At 41.8% G+C, this 13,155-nt stretch carries 13 protein-coding genes and 1 other annotated feature; of the genes, 1 reads left to right on the top strand and 12 read right to left on the bottom strand.

Going from position 1 to position 13,155, the window contains the following annotated elements; all coding sequences use genetic code 11:
* Positions 1 to 12: 12 nt before the first annotated feature.
* From I6N95_RS24115 to I6N95_RS24095, 5 genes are all read right to left on the bottom strand, one after another.
* Positions 13 to 390, bottom strand: a complete 378-nt coding sequence (locus I6N95_RS24115; RefSeq protein ID WP_209532291.1) for a MerR family transcriptional regulator — start codon at positions 388 to 390, stop codon at positions 13 to 15.
* 424 nt (positions 391 to 814) lie between these two features.
* Entirely contained in the window at positions 815 to 2,068 is a 1,254-nt protein-coding gene (locus I6N95_RS24110; RefSeq protein WP_209532290.1) for a methionine gamma-lyase family protein, read from the bottom strand.
* The gene (hflX, locus tag I6N95_RS24105) at positions 2,068 to 3,306 is read right to left on the bottom strand and encodes a GTPase HflX (RefSeq protein WP_209532288.1); all 1,239 of its coding nucleotides are present in this window, start codon (positions 3,304 to 3,306) and stop codon (positions 2,068 to 2,070) included. The genes I6N95_RS24110 and hflX overlap by 1 nt, the downstream gene beginning before the upstream one ends.
* 35 nt (positions 3,307 to 3,341) lie before the next feature.
* Positions 3,342 to 4,283 carry a tRNA (adenosine(37)-N6)-dimethylallyltransferase MiaA gene (gene miaA, locus I6N95_RS24100; protein ID WP_209532286.1) on the bottom strand — a complete coding sequence of 314 codons (942 nt, stop codon included), beginning with the start codon at positions 4,281 to 4,283 and terminating at the stop codon, positions 3,342 to 3,344.
* On the bottom strand, positions 4,283 to 5,044 hold the full coding sequence (locus I6N95_RS24095) for a glycerophosphodiester phosphodiesterase (RefSeq protein ID WP_209532284.1): 762 nt from the start codon (positions 5,042 to 5,044) through the stop codon (positions 4,283 to 4,285). The genes miaA and I6N95_RS24095 overlap by 1 nt, the downstream gene beginning before the upstream one ends.
* Positions 5,045 to 5,221: 177 nt before the next feature.
* On the opposite strand from I6N95_RS24095, the gene I6N95_RS24090 reads away from it, so the two are divergent.
* A complete protein-coding gene (locus tag I6N95_RS24090; RefSeq protein ID WP_209532282.1) occupies positions 5,222 to 5,389 on the top strand; it encodes a DUF3042 family protein in 168 nt (55 codons plus the stop codon).
* 75 nt (positions 5,390 to 5,464) lie between these two features.
* On the opposite strand, the gene I6N95_RS24085 is transcribed toward I6N95_RS24090, so the two are convergent.
* The 7 genes from I6N95_RS24085 to I6N95_RS24055 form a co-directional block, all read right to left on the bottom strand.
* Complete coding sequence (locus tag I6N95_RS24085; RefSeq protein WP_209532280.1) at positions 5,465 to 5,668, bottom strand: cold-shock protein; 204 nt, start codon at positions 5,666 to 5,668, stop codon at positions 5,465 to 5,467.
* Positions 5,669 to 5,862: 194 nt separating this feature from the next.
* Entirely contained in the window at positions 5,863 to 6,558 is a 696-nt protein-coding gene (gene radC, locus I6N95_RS24080; protein ID WP_209532277.1) for a RadC family protein, read from the bottom strand.
* Positions 6,559 to 6,616: 58 nt separating this feature from the next.
* On the bottom strand, positions 6,617 to 7,282 hold the full coding sequence (locus tag I6N95_RS24075; RefSeq protein WP_209532269.1) for an HAD family hydrolase: 666 nt from the start codon (positions 7,280 to 7,282) through the stop codon (positions 6,617 to 6,619).
* Between the two features lie 127 nt (positions 7,283 to 7,409).
* A complete protein-coding gene (locus I6N95_RS24070) occupies positions 7,410 to 8,699 on the bottom strand; it encodes a bifunctional folylpolyglutamate synthase/dihydrofolate synthase (RefSeq protein ID WP_209532267.1) in 1,290 nt (429 codons plus the stop codon).
* Between the two features lie 20 nt (positions 8,700 to 8,719).
* Positions 8,720 to 11,362 carry a valine--tRNA ligase gene (locus I6N95_RS24065; protein WP_209532265.1) on the bottom strand — a complete coding sequence of 881 codons (2,643 nt, stop codon included), beginning with the start codon at positions 11,360 to 11,362 and terminating at the stop codon, positions 8,720 to 8,722.
* Positions 11,363 to 11,494: 132 nt separating this feature from the next.
* Positions 11,495 to 11,711 (bottom strand) — a binding site (T-box leader).
* A gap of 152 nt (positions 11,712 to 11,863) precedes the next feature.
* The gene (gene tpx, locus I6N95_RS24060; RefSeq protein WP_209532257.1) at positions 11,864 to 12,355 is read right to left on the bottom strand and encodes a thiol peroxidase; all 492 of its coding nucleotides are present in this window, start codon (positions 12,353 to 12,355) and stop codon (positions 11,864 to 11,866) included.
* A gap of 74 nt (positions 12,356 to 12,429) precedes the next feature.
* A complete protein-coding gene (locus tag I6N95_RS24055; protein ID WP_209532255.1) occupies positions 12,430 to 13,098 on the bottom strand; it encodes a redox-sensing transcriptional repressor Rex in 669 nt (222 codons plus the stop codon).
* Between the last annotated feature and the right edge of the window lie 57 nt (positions 13,099 to 13,155).

Raw genomic sequence — 13,155 nt, 5'->3', positions numbered from 1 at the left:
TGTCTTTAGATTTTAAAACCTTGGGCCTTCAGATTGGAAAGGATTACGATTTAAACCACTTTCTGCAAGCAGTTCATCGTAAAAAATCCTCCGCACCTCATTGTCCGTTAAGTGGTAAGCCGCATTTTGTGACTGTTGCTTGACTTTTTCCCGTTCATAAAGTTTATGGATGCCAGCCATGTTATAGCCTGCACTCAACCAATCTTTAATCTCAAGTAAACGATCCACATCATTTAAAGAATACATCCGTTGATTACTACTTGTTCGCTCTGGAAATACTAGCTCCTGTTCTTCGTAATAACGAATTTGCCTAGCACTTAAATCAGTTAGTTTGATAACTGTTCCAATCGGAAAAACAGACATCGACTTCCGTAATTCTTTTTCACTCATAGCAGCCCTCCTCTTAATTGATAATAGAATCATACCAGTTGATAAAAAGACTGTCAACATTTGATGTTAGCTTTCCTAACATCAAAACATATTTTTTTGAAATTTTGTTTATCTCCCAGTCTAAAACATTGATTTTCCAACGTTCTAATCAAATAAAGGCCAATGATTAAATAATTCTAAAGAAGCAAAAAATACTATTTCGACCTTTCCTATTTGGTAAATGACAAAAAAAGCAACTAGACCAATTGTCACCCCTCATAATCTTTATACGAAAAAGACCAATACCTTGAACCGGTCACCCAGCAAAACAAGCTTCATCTCTTTCCCAGTTCACCATTATTCAAATTAGAACTAAAGCCTCAACTGAACGACCAGTCGTAAAAATCAAAAAGCTGTTCCGTCATATTTTGACGAAACAGCTTTTTTAAATGAAAAAAACATCGTTAACTGCGTAACTAACAGCTAATTTGACGTGTTCGTATGTCAAACCACCTTGTACATATAGGATATAAGGCGAACGCAAAGGCCCATCGGCTGTCAACTCCAAGCTAGCCCCTTGAATAAATGTACCTGCAGCCATGATCACATCGTCTTCATACCCTGGCATATAAGCTGGAATTGGGGACACATGAGCATCTACTGGTGAATATCGTTGAATCGCCTGACAGAATTTCACCATAACTTCTTGTTCCTTTAAAGCCACCATTTGAATTAAATCTGTTCGCGGCTCATCCCATTTAGGGGTAGACTCAATCTCAAACTCAGCCAAGAGGGCTGCTGTAAAGATTGCACCTTGAATCGCTTGACTGACCGCATGAGGGGCTAAAAAGAAGCCTTGAATCATCTCATGGGTACTGTTAATCATCGCCCCTGCTTCTTTGCCAACACCCGGTGTCGTCAGACGAACAGCACAGCGCTTAATTAAGTCTTCACGTCCTACGATATAACCACCTGTCTTGCATATTCCCCCACCTGGATTTTTAATCAATGATCCTGCCATCAAGTCAACCCCAACTTCTGTTGGCTCCCTAGTTTCAGCGAACTCGCCATAACAATTGTCCGTAAAAATAATCATCTCAGGGTAGTGGCGACGAATGAAACGAACCATCTCATCGATTTTTGCCACAGTAAAGGAAGGGCGCTGATCATAGCCACGAGATCGCTGAATCGCGATGACCTTGGTTTTCTCAGTCACTTTTTCTTGAATACCAGCAAAATCAACCTGGCCATTTGCTTGCAACGCCACCTGATCATACCCGATGTTGTACTCTTTAAATGAGCCGATCCCGTCTCCTGTGACACCAAGAACTTCAAGTAAGGTATCATAAGGCGTGCCAGTGATGTACAATAAATCATCACCAGGTCGCAATACCCCGAACAACGCCGTCGCAATGGCATGGGTTCCAGAAATCAATTGAGGGCGAACGATTGCATCAGCCGTGCGAAAAACGTCGGCATAAATGGCTTCAAGAGCGTCACGACCTAAGTCATCATAACCATATCCAGTTGACATGGCGAAATGACTTTCCGACAGATGATTATGGCGAAAAGCTGTGAGCACCTTGCTTTGATTCGCTAAAGCGACCTCTTCCATTTCTCGACGCATGGGAATTATCTTGTCATCGACTCGTTCAATTTTTTCGACTAAATCAGGGGGTAACTGAGACGACCAACTCATCACGCTTCTCCTCCTTTAAGCCAACGAGAATTCTTGGAAGCAAACCCCTTAGCAATGTAAACTTCTGCTTCTTCATCAAATTCTTGACTGACTAATAACGTATTCGTCACCAAACGATTCAAGATGTGACCTTCTGCAACCTTTAAGTGTTTTTCATAAGGCTCAAACATCTCCATTATTTTACGTCTGATGCCAGCTTCGACTACCACGCGATCAGCTGGGTTTTGAGCCGAGATTTTTATATTAGGAAAAAGGGTTGGCACGAATGACTGATCATCCACTTGATCCATTTTATTGTAAACAGTCATCAAGGGAATATTAGTCATTTCTAGCTCTTCCAACAAACTCAACACAGTTTTTTCTTGAAGGTGGCGATCTTCAGAACTGGCATCTACCACGTGGAGCAACAAATCCATGTTGCGACTTTCTTCCAATGTTGATTGAAAAGCCTCAATCAGTTGCGTCGGTAGCTCTTGAATAAAACCGACCGTATCCGTTACCGTCACTTGAAAACCTTCTGCCATCTGCCACTGCTTTGTCAACGGATCTAAGGTGGCAAATAACTGGTCCTCAGAATAGGTCTGCGCGTCAGTCAACATGTTCAACAAAGTTGATTTGCCCGCATTGGTATAGCCGATTAGACCAATTTGAAAAACGTTGGCCTCTTGACGTTTTTGACGATTGCGTTCTCGACTGGCCCCAAGTTCTTTTAACTCCCGTCTGATGGTCGTCAATTTATTTCTAATATGACGACGATCTGTCTCTAATTTTGTTTCCCCTGGTCCCCGGGTTCCAATGCCGCCACCTAAGCGAGACAAACTGGTTCCTTGTCCAACTAAACGGGGAAGCAAATAATTCAATTGAGCCAGTTCTACTTGCAGTTTGCCAGCTTTCGATTGAGCTCTCATAGCAAAAATATCAAGAATCAATTGAACTCGGTCCAACACCCTCACATTAACAGCTTCATGAATTATCTGGCTTTGACGAGGGGTTAACGGCTGATTAAAGACGACCAGGTCTGCTTCATGAGCATCGACTAACTGGACTAATTCTGCCAATTTGCCTTTACCGATAATCGTTTGACGGCTCACCATCTGCCTTTTTTGAACTAGTTGGTAAACAACTTCTCCTTGAGCTGTTTCCGTTAAATTTTTTAATTCTTTCATCGATTCAGTAAAATACTGCTGATTACTTTGCGTTTCTACGCCGACTAAAATTACTTTTTCACGTTCTAGCAAAACACATTCAAGCTCCCTTCTAATAAAAGCCCCATCTATTTGTCCAACCAATCTGTTACTGTTGACTGAAGTTCCGTTAACCGCTGTGGGTAAGCGACTAAGTCCCACCATTCAACTGACATGCGATTGCGAAACCACGTTAATTGTCGTTTGGCGTAACGGCGGGAATTTTGCTTCACTTGGGCAACGGCTGTCTCCAAGTCAGACTCCCCTTGAAAATAGGGAAAAAACTCTTTATAACCAATCCCCTGAGCCCCTTGGATCTCGCCTTGCTCATAGACACCACGAGCTTCCGTTAGCAAACCTTCCGCCACCATCAGGTCCACACGCTGATTGATCCGTTCATAAAGAACTTCTCGCTCGGTTGTCAGCCCGATCAACTTTACGTCATACAACGCACTATCCAAGTCACGAAAGTCCACTTGTCTCTGTTCAGTCACGCTCTTGCCTGTCAGTTCAACCACTTCAAGGGCACGAATCACACGCTTGACATTGTTGGGATGAATCGCTTCTGCTGCCCCTCGGTCTTGATCGCGCAATCTCTCCCACAATTTGAGCACGCCGAATCGCTCACAGTATGCGGTCAATTCCTGGCGAAGTTCTGAAGTATCGATGTCCTTTTTCTGCCCCCCTAATTCAAAATCAAATAACAATGATTGAATATAAAGACCAGTTCCACCGACAACAATCGGCAACTTACTTCGATGATGGCAATCAGCCAGATGCTGGCGCCCGCTCGTCTGAAAATCCGCCACCGAAAAATTTTCCTGCTGATCGCGAACATCTAATAAATAGTGGGGGATGCCTTGCTGTTCCTCAGCAGTTGCTTTAGCAGTGCCAATATCGAGCCCTCGGTAAACTTGTAAAGAATCACCACTAATAATCTCACCATTAAACCTTTTAGCTAAATCAACACTTAACGCCGTTTTTCCAACTGCTGTTGGTCCGACAATCACTAATACCTTCTCTTTTCTCACTAATTCTTAACCTCTCCATATGATAAATTAGGATACATTAAGCGACGATAACGCATCGCTTCTCGGGGATAATCCGTATGAATTCCAGCAATTTTTTTTCTAAAACAATCTTGCATATCAAGCTCGTCATTGACTGTCCATGGACGAACCGCCTTCGGATAGGCGCTTATTCGCTCCCCCTGAGCCTTCACCCAATCTATTTTAGGGTGGATAGCACTAATAAACGACAGCCCGCGAGCTTGCTTAATTTTCTTAGGAGATACTCCAATAATATAAGCCTTAGGCGCCGTTGGGTCCAGTTGTTGAGCCAATTCGAGAGACGCCAAATTAAAACTTGAATAAAGGTAGTCAAAAGGCCATGGTTGACTTTGCATCACTTTGACAAGATCCTCTTCAATCCCCATATAAGGTTTTTCATCCGTCTTTATTTCAATATTAAGCAAGCCCTTAAATTCTCTTTCCTTTAACAACTCCAACACTTCCGTCAAAAGCGGCACCCGCTGATCCCTGTAAATTTCGTCAAACCAACTTCCAGCATCCAGTTGTTGAATTTCTTGCAGCGTTAAGTGATCAACTTCTCCCCGTCCATTGGTTGTCCGATCAACTGAATTATCATGAATGACAACCAACACTTTATCTTTCGTGTATTGGACGTCTAATTCAATCCCATCACACTGACAGTCAACGGCTTCTAAAAAAGCGGCAATCGTATTTTCAGGATGAGTTCCTTTACTACCACGATGAGCAATTACTTTTGTCATTTCCACCAACCTCCAATTCATTCCTAATTCTATCACTTTCCAAGCCAAAGTAGTAGAAGAAAGATAGACTTTCCCCTTTCACCGCGCTTCCCCTAAATCAAAATAGTATATCACTAGCTTTTTTTAACAATCTGTTGGATAATAGAACATATCTAATAGATGAAAAGGTGATTAATGATGAAAAAATTTGTATCTGGTTTCCTAGCAGGAACAACTGTAACAGTGGCTACTCTAGCGGGTATCTTATATGGTGTCAAAAAGACAGTCATCGAACCAATTGAAGAAAAAGAAAACATGATTGACGACAACCGTCGCAAAGCAATGCGCAAAAGTCGTGCTCGTTAGTCAGAACCTCCTTAAAAGAAAAAAACACCCAGTCTCCTGTAATAGTGGACTGGGTGTTTTTGATTAAAGTTTAAATTAGTTTTTAGTAACGTTAGCTGCTTGCGGGCCGCGGTCTGTGTCTTCAATTTCAAAAGTAACTGATTGACCTTCTTCTAATGATTTGAAACCTTCTCCTTGGATCGCTGAAAAATGTACAAATACGTCTCCACCATCATTTTCGCGTTGGATAAATCCAAAGCCTTTTTCTGCGTTAAACCATTTCACTGTACCTTGTTCCATGTTGTGTTTCCTCCTCGTGCCTTGTCTTGCACATAATATTGTAATACTTTTGTGGTACGATAGAGGTGTCTGCCATTCATCTTGTTAAACAACTTCTACGTACTAACCTTCTAGAATTACACCTATTATGATAACGTATTAATAAAACAATTGCAAGTACAACCTTTTCAGCCGCTCCCCTAATTAAACCTCCATTAAATAACACGAAGTTCCTTTAAACTGCAATAACTTTGATGGCCAATTACCAAGTGATCCAACAATTCAATCCCCATTAATTCTCCGCATTCTACTACTCTTTTAGTGAATTCAATGTCATTTTCAGATGGATAAGTATCTCCTGAAGGATGATTATGAACTAAAATTATTCTTGCGGCTGAATATTTAACTGCCGATCGAAAGATTTCCCGCGGATGGGCAACACTTTGGTTTAAACTACCGATGAATAACGTTTCCTTCTTAATCATTTCATTCTTTGTATTTAAATACAGGGCCATTAAATGTTCTTGCCGCAAATCCTTCAATTCGTCAATCATCGTCTGACCTATTTCCATGCTCGAGGTGACTTTACCCAATTTAAGCTGATTGGCCTTCGCTAAACGCATGCCAAATTCCACCACCGCTTTGATTTCAACGGCTTTAATTGGACCAACCCCTTTGATTTCTTGAAGTTCTTCACAAGAAGCCATTTTTAAGTCATAAAGGCTGCCAAAGTGATTCAAAATTTGCAAAGAGAGGTGCATCACGTTTTTTTCTTTAGAACCTGTTCGTAGCACAATGGCTAATAATTCTTGATCCGACAGCGCCCCTTCCCCATAGTGAATCAACCGCTCTCGAGGGCGATTAGCCTCTGGTACTTCAGATATTAAATTTCTACTGCCGATTTCTTCCATCAAAAAGCCTCCTTTTTACTTCTTACCTTAAAGATAAGTAAAAAAGAGGCCATTTCATTTATTTTAGGAGCATTTCCTTCACTTCTTTTAAATCTGGCAACACTTTTAAGGTTTTTTCACGAATCTCAGCTGTTGGTTGAAGTAAATCAGGGACCATAATCACATCCACACCAGCGCCATGAGAAGCAAGCACCCCATTAAAAGAGTCTTCTAACATCAAACAATCAGAAGCACGGAATCCTAATCTACTCACAGCTTTTTCTACGATTTCTGGATCTGGTTTTGCTCGGGTCACGTCCTCAGCTGACACAATGTCAATAAAAAAATCACGGATTTTAGCCTTATCCAGTAAGATGTCAATAAAAATTCGCATATTACTGCTGGCGACAACACAGGGAATAGCGGCTTGTTTAAAGTGTCGCAAAATCTCGACAACGCCTGGTTTTAACGCTGCTTGACCGGCCAAAAACATCTGCTTGACTTCTTGGTGGCCTTCTGCCATAAAAGCGTCGATGGTTTCATTAGGAACATCTGAGAAATCCTGATAATAGGCCTGCTGTAATTCCTCATCAGAAACCCCCACATAGCGCATATACAACTCTTCATCGTAGCCTGTTAGCCCATATTTCGGGGCTAATTTCATGCTTGCCTCACAATAAATTGTTTCAGTGTCAAAAAGTAGCCCATCCATGTCAAAAATGATGCCTTTATACTCTTTTATCATTGGAACCTCCTGTTTGAAAAGCTTTTTTGCTTCTTTGGTTTAACCGAAAATGTAGAAAACAGCACAGATCATTTCCAGATCCCCCTTTGTTTCATATGGCCATTGTTAAATCAGACTGGTCAAAGACCTATCCTAGCAGAAACGATCTCACTTGAGAAATAAAGTACAACGAACCGGTGACTAATAATACATCGTCAGGCTTTAACTGTTCTTTAAGTTCCATCAATGATTTTTGCCAATCCTCAATCAGCTCAATCTCTTCCAGTTCAGTTAAAGGATAATCCGTTAACTCATAAGCTTTTGGATAATCAAAAGTGGTCACATGTAAATGCATTTTCGGGACTGTCAATAATAATTGTAACATCTTTTCAACGGCTTTTGGCTTAATTGCTGCAAAAATTGTGTAAATCTGACGATCAGGAAACTCTAATCTCAAATTATCCACTAACACCTGAACAGCTGGTTCATTATGAGCCCCATCGATTAATACTAAGGGAGCCTCGCTGATCGTCTCCATTCTGCCAGCCCACTCCGCTTTTAGCAAAGCACTAGAACAATCGACCTGACTAGGATCATACCCCAAACTTGGGCCTAATTGGCGAAATAGCTCAAGGGCCAATCCAGCATTGTCTCGCTGATGTTGTCCAATCAGTGGAATTTTAACCGCCAACTGAAAATCCTGGCTGCTGAACTCAAAGGACTCCCCTTCAATTCCCAAGGAGCGTTGATTGGTTATGTGATAGTCCACTTGATACTGGGCTATGGGACTGCTTTTTCTTGCAGCTTCTGCGACTAGCACGTCCAAAGCGTCTGTTGAGATATTCCCTGTCACAACTGGACGCCCCTCTTTGATGATCCCGGCTTTTTGTTCGGCAATTTGCGGCAGGGTATCACCTAAGATATCCATATGATCCAGTCCGATTGTCGTAATTCCACTGATTAACGGCGTCATCACATTGGTGCAATCCAAAGTGCCACCTAAACCAACTTCAACAATCGCCACGTCTACCGATTCGCTATAAAAATAATCAAACATCATCGCTGTAATTATTTCAAACTCCGTGGCACCAGCTATTTCAGGCTGTTCATCCAGTTCGGCCACCAACGGTTGAAATTTTTTGACTAAGGCGACTAAATGGTCATCAGCTATCGGTCGATTATTAATCGCAATCCGTTCGTTGAAGGCCGTGATATAAGGCGAGGTGAAGGTCCCAACCACGAGACCTGCCTCTTCTAGTAAACACCTTAAAAAAGTAACCGTCGACCCTTTGCCGTTGGTTCCGCCAATGTGAATGGTCTTAATTTTATTTTGCGGGTTATCCAATCGATCAAGTAGTCCGTTGATCCGATCCAAACCTGGCCGTGATCCGAATGGCAGACGACTATGAATCCACTCGAGAGCTTCCATGTAAGTCATGTCCAAATTCCCCCAGTTAATTATTTACGTAATGTCGCAATTCGCTCCTTGACAGCTGCCTGTTTTTCCAAATAATTTTTTTCTTTTTCACGTTCACCAGCTACGACAGCTTCTGGTGCACTTGCAACAAAGCGCTCATTTGCTAATTTCCCCTGAACCATCTTCACTTCTTTCGTCCATTTAGCCAGTTCTTTTTCCAAGCGACTAATTTCTTCGTCAATATTGATCAAGTCAGCAAGTGGCAGATAAATTTCAGCCCCTGTAATCACAGCACTCATGGCCAGTTCCGGCGCCTCAATATCTGGCGAAATCACCAATTCATCTGGGTTACAGAAACGTTGCACATAATTTTGATTGGTTTTCAGGAACTCTCTGACTTCATCGTCACTTGTCTTAATTAACAATGTAATGGCTTTAGAAAGCGGCGTATTGACTTCTGCTCGAATATTGCGCACCGAGCGAATGACGTCTTTCAAGACTTCCATTCCAAGGGCAGCTTTTTCATCAGATAGCTCAGATACGACTGTTGGGTAACTTGCTATGACAATCGATTCTCCTTGGTGAGGCAGTTTTTCCCAAATAGCTTCCGTTACAAACGGCATAATTGGATGAAGTAAACGCAAGATATTGTCTAAGGCATACACTAGGACGCTGCGGGTCATTTGCTTTTGCTCTTCGTCTTCGCCATATAATACCTCTTTGCTCATTTCAATATACCAATCACAGAAATCATCCCAAATAAAATTGTATAAGTGACGGCCAGCTTCACCAAACTCAAACTTTTCGAAAAGTTTGTTCACTCGATCGATCGTTTCATTAAGACGCGTCAAAATCCAACGATCGGCCACTGTTTGGTGTCCCTCTAATTGTATGTCCTCATAGGTAAAGTCTTCTGTGTTCATCAAAACAAAACGGCTGGCATTCCAAATTTTATTAATAAAATTCCATGAAGCATCCATTTTATCATAACTAAAGCGCATATCCTGTCCTGGCGTTGACCCGTTGGACATAAACCAACGCAAGGCATCTGCACCGTATTTGTCAATGACTTCCATCGGATCGATGCCATTCCCCAGAGACTTACTCATTTTGCGACCGTCTTCCGCACGAATTAACCCGTGCATCAACACATGTTTGAAGGGCGCTTTGCCGGTAAACTCTAAACTTTGGAACATCATGCGACTCACCCAGAAGAAGATGATGTCGTAGCCTGTTACTAAAGTTGAATTAGGGAAGTAACGCTGATAGTCCGCTGACTCCTCATCTGGCCATCCCATCGTTGAGAAGGGCCATAAAGCAGAGCTAAACCAAGTATCTAAGACATCTTCGTCTTGAACCCAATTCTCACTGTCTGCCGGAGCTTTTTCCCCAACATATAACTCTCCAGTTTGTTTGTGGTACCAAGCTGGAATTTGATGTCCCCACCACAATTGACGGGAGATAACCCAATCATGAACATTTTCCATCCAGGTTGCAAAGGTTTGATTAAAGCGTGGCGGATAAAATTCCACTCGATCAGCTGTTTCTTGATTGGCCAAGGCTTCTTTAGCCAATGGCGCCATTTTAACGAACCACTGTGTGGATAAGCGCGGTTCCACCACAACCCCACTGCGCTCAGAGTGACCAACGCTGTGAACCATCTTTTCTATTTTTACCAGACGCCCTTCAGCTTCCAGATCTTTAATCACGGCTTTGCGGGCCGCAAAACGATCCATGCCCTCGTACTTGACACCTAAAGCATTAATCGAACCATCTTCATTCATCACGTTCACTCGTGGTAAGTCATGACGATTGCCTACTTCAAAGTCATTTGGATCATGGGCCGGGGTAATTTTCACAACCCCCGTTCCGAACTCCGGATCAACGTATTCATCCGCAATAACGGGAATCTCTTTGTTGATCAGTGGTAAAATCACCTTTTGACCAATTAAGTGCTGGTAACGCTCGTCTTCAGGGTGAACCGCAACTGCGGTATCGCCTAACATCGTTTCAGGACGAGTTGTGGCAATTTCGACTGACTCACCGCTGCCATCAGCTAGTAAATAGCTCATGTGATAAAAGGCCCCTTCCACATCTTTGTGAATTACCTCTATATCGGATAAGGCTGTTTTAGCCTTAGGATCCCAGTTAATAATGTATTCCCCGCGATAGATTAACCCTTTTTCATAAAGCGTCACAAATACCTTGCGAACTGCTTCTGACAAGCCTTCATCTAATGTGAAACGCTCCCGAGAATAATCAACGGAGATGCCAATTTTGGCCCACTGATCACGGATATGGCCAGCGTACTCTTCTTTCCATTCCCAGGTTTTTTCAACGAACTTTTCACGACCTAAATCGTAACGAGTTAGCCCGTCTTCAGCCAGCTTCTCTTCCACTTTCGTTTGAGTGGCTATCCCAGCATGGTCCATTCCTGGTAACCACAGGGTGTCATAGCCTTGCATCCGTTTGTGACGGATAATAATATCTTGTAGTGTCGTATCCCAGGCGTGTCCTAAATGAAGTTTCCCCGTCACATTTGGCGGCGGAATAACGATGGAATAAGGTTCAGCCTTTGGATCCTCACTCGGTACAAACCGTTTGTCTTCAACCCATTTAGCGTACCGTCCCTTTTCAACTTCTTGAGGTGCATACTTTGGTGCTAAATTTTTCTCTTCTAACATTTTCATCCCTCTTTCGTCTTATCTTATGTCTTAGTCATCCATCACATATCCCACTGGAAATCAATTAGGCTAAGGGCGTTACCTGGCAGGTAACACTCAAAAAACCAAAAAAAGCCCCAAAACACCTTCGTGTTTTAGGGCGTAATTGATACGCGGTACCACCTAATTTATAGCCTGACAGCTACATCTCTAGCGTGAGATAACGATCACGACTCGGATCAACTTACGTTAAGTTCAGCTGATCAACTCACAAGCTACCTTCACATTCTTCCGAGTAAAAACCTTTCAGCCTAAGGGTTTTCTTTCTAATACTGTTTCAAATGCTACTTCTCTTGTTCGACGTCCTGACCATATTTTACATGGAAACCAACTGAACGTCAAACATTCTTCTCAAAAGCCCCTTTTTTAATCAAAAATCTTCAAAATTAAAGGGGTCTCATACATAACAAAACGGAAAAAAATCTTCCACTCGCCTTTTAAGGAAGTGAAAGATCCATGGTTTTAATTTAACGCCTTAACAGCTGCTAGAGCTTCCTCATAGTTTGGTTCAGTTGCAATTTCAGGAACAATCTCTTCGTATACGATGTTCATCTTTTTATCGATAACAAAAATAGCACGAGCTAACAACTCAACTTCTGGCATATACAAACCGTAAAGCTTGCCAAATTTCAACTCTGTGTCATGCAACATTTCCATATCGACCCCTTCAGCAGCACACCAAGATTCTTGTTCTTCTTTGGTATTGTTAGAAATCGTTAAAAAGTGGACACCGTCAATTTGAGCCGCTTCTTGATTAAACCGTTTGGTTTGCAATTGGCAGACACTGGTGTTGATGTTTGGCACCACGCTGATAATAACGGGTTTATCTGAAAGATCTGACAGTTGAATGATTTGCTTGTTTAAATTCACTAAAGAAAAATCAGGCGCCTTTGCTCCTACTTTAGGTTGGTCACCTGCTAATTCTAATGGTTTGCCCTTCAATGTTACTTTCATGATACTGATAACCCCTCTCATATTTTTGATACTTTTAGTATACGAGATATTTTCACTAAAAACAAAAGTCATGCTTATTGATTGGCAAAATTGAACTGATGATTCGACGTAAAGTTTTCATCAAAATAGATCAACGTCTGGAGTTCAGTTGTCAAATCAATATACTGAATCTTGACATTGTCCGGTACTTTCACACGGCCAGGAGCAAAGTTAAGAATAGCAGTGATACCTGAGGTGACAATCGAATCGACTGCTCCTTGAGAATGTTTACTTGGAACAGTTGAAATAGCTGTCATGACACCCTCTTTTTTGACAACCTCTGCTAAGTCATCCATATGGCGGATTGTGATGTTATTAATTTTTGTTCCTACCAAACTTGGATCACTATCAAAGGCACTGACAATGTTTAAATATTCGTTTCTGCGGAAGTTATTTTTAATTAATGCTCTTCCTAGGTTTCCGACACCAATTAAAGCAATACGCTTTTCTACCTGCGTGTTTAAGATATGGCTAAACACTTGAATTAAGTAGCTAACATCATAGCCATAGCCGCTTCTACCAAGCTCACCAAAATGGGAAAAATCACGCCGAATTGTCGCCGATGGTACTTGAATTAATTGACTAAATTCTTTTGACTTAATCCGCTCCACATTAGATTCTTCCAATATTTTTAGGTAGCGATAGTACAAGGGTATCCGTTTAGCTGTAGCATTTGGTATCTTACATTCTTCTTCTTTTTTCATTTTTTCTCACCTCTTGTTAAAACATTCACACTCTAAGTGTACCATTGACCGTGGCTC

Origin of the sequence: Vagococcus allomyrinae (genome assembly GCF_017829975.1) — a bacterium.
Lineage (GTDB): Bacteria > Bacillota > Bacilli > Lactobacillales > Vagococcaceae > Vagococcus_D > Vagococcus_D allomyrinae.
This window is presented reverse-complemented; position numbering and strand designations above follow the sequence as displayed.

Bases quoted from the DNA above. Each gene is read 5' to 3' on its own strand.
- I6N95_RS24095 (WP_209532284.1), bottom strand. From the start codon at position 5,044: ATGACAAAAGTAATTGCTCATCGTGGTAGTAAAGGAACTCATCCTGAA.
- I6N95_RS24055 (WP_209532255.1), bottom strand. From the start codon at position 13,098: ATGAAAAAAGAAGAAGAATGTAAGATACCAAATGCTACAGCTAAACGG.
- tpx (WP_209532257.1), bottom strand. From the start codon at position 12,355: ATGAAAGTAACATTGAAGGGCAAACCATTAGAATTAGCAGGTGACCAA.
- I6N95_RS24085 (WP_209532280.1), bottom strand. From the start codon at position 5,668: ATGGAACAAGGTACAGTGAAATGGTTTAACGCAGAAAAAGGCTTTGGA.
- I6N95_RS24070 (WP_209532267.1), bottom strand. From the start codon at position 8,699: ATGACTTACATGGAAGCTCTCGAGTGGATTCATAGTCGTCTGCCATTC.
- radC (WP_209532277.1), bottom strand. From the start codon at position 6,558: ATGGAAGAAATCGGCAGTAGAAATTTAATATCTGAAGTACCAGAGGCT.
- I6N95_RS24090 (WP_209532282.1), top strand. From the start codon at position 5,222: ATGAAAAAATTTGTATCTGGTTTCCTAGCAGGAACAACTGTAACAGTG.
- I6N95_RS24110 (WP_209532290.1), bottom strand. From the start codon at position 2,068: ATGAGTTGGTCGTCTCAGTTACCCCCTGATTTAGTCGAAAAAATTGAA.
- I6N95_RS24065 (WP_209532265.1), bottom strand. From the start codon at position 11,362: ATGTTAGAAGAGAAAAATTTAGCACCAAAGTATGCACCTCAAGAAGTT.
- I6N95_RS24115 (WP_209532291.1), bottom strand. From the start codon at position 390: ATGAGTGAAAAAGAATTACGGAAGTCGATGTCTGTTTTTCCGATTGGA.
- I6N95_RS24075 (WP_209532269.1), bottom strand. From the start codon at position 7,282: ATGATAAAAGAGTATAAAGGCATCATTTTTGACATGGATGGGCTACTT.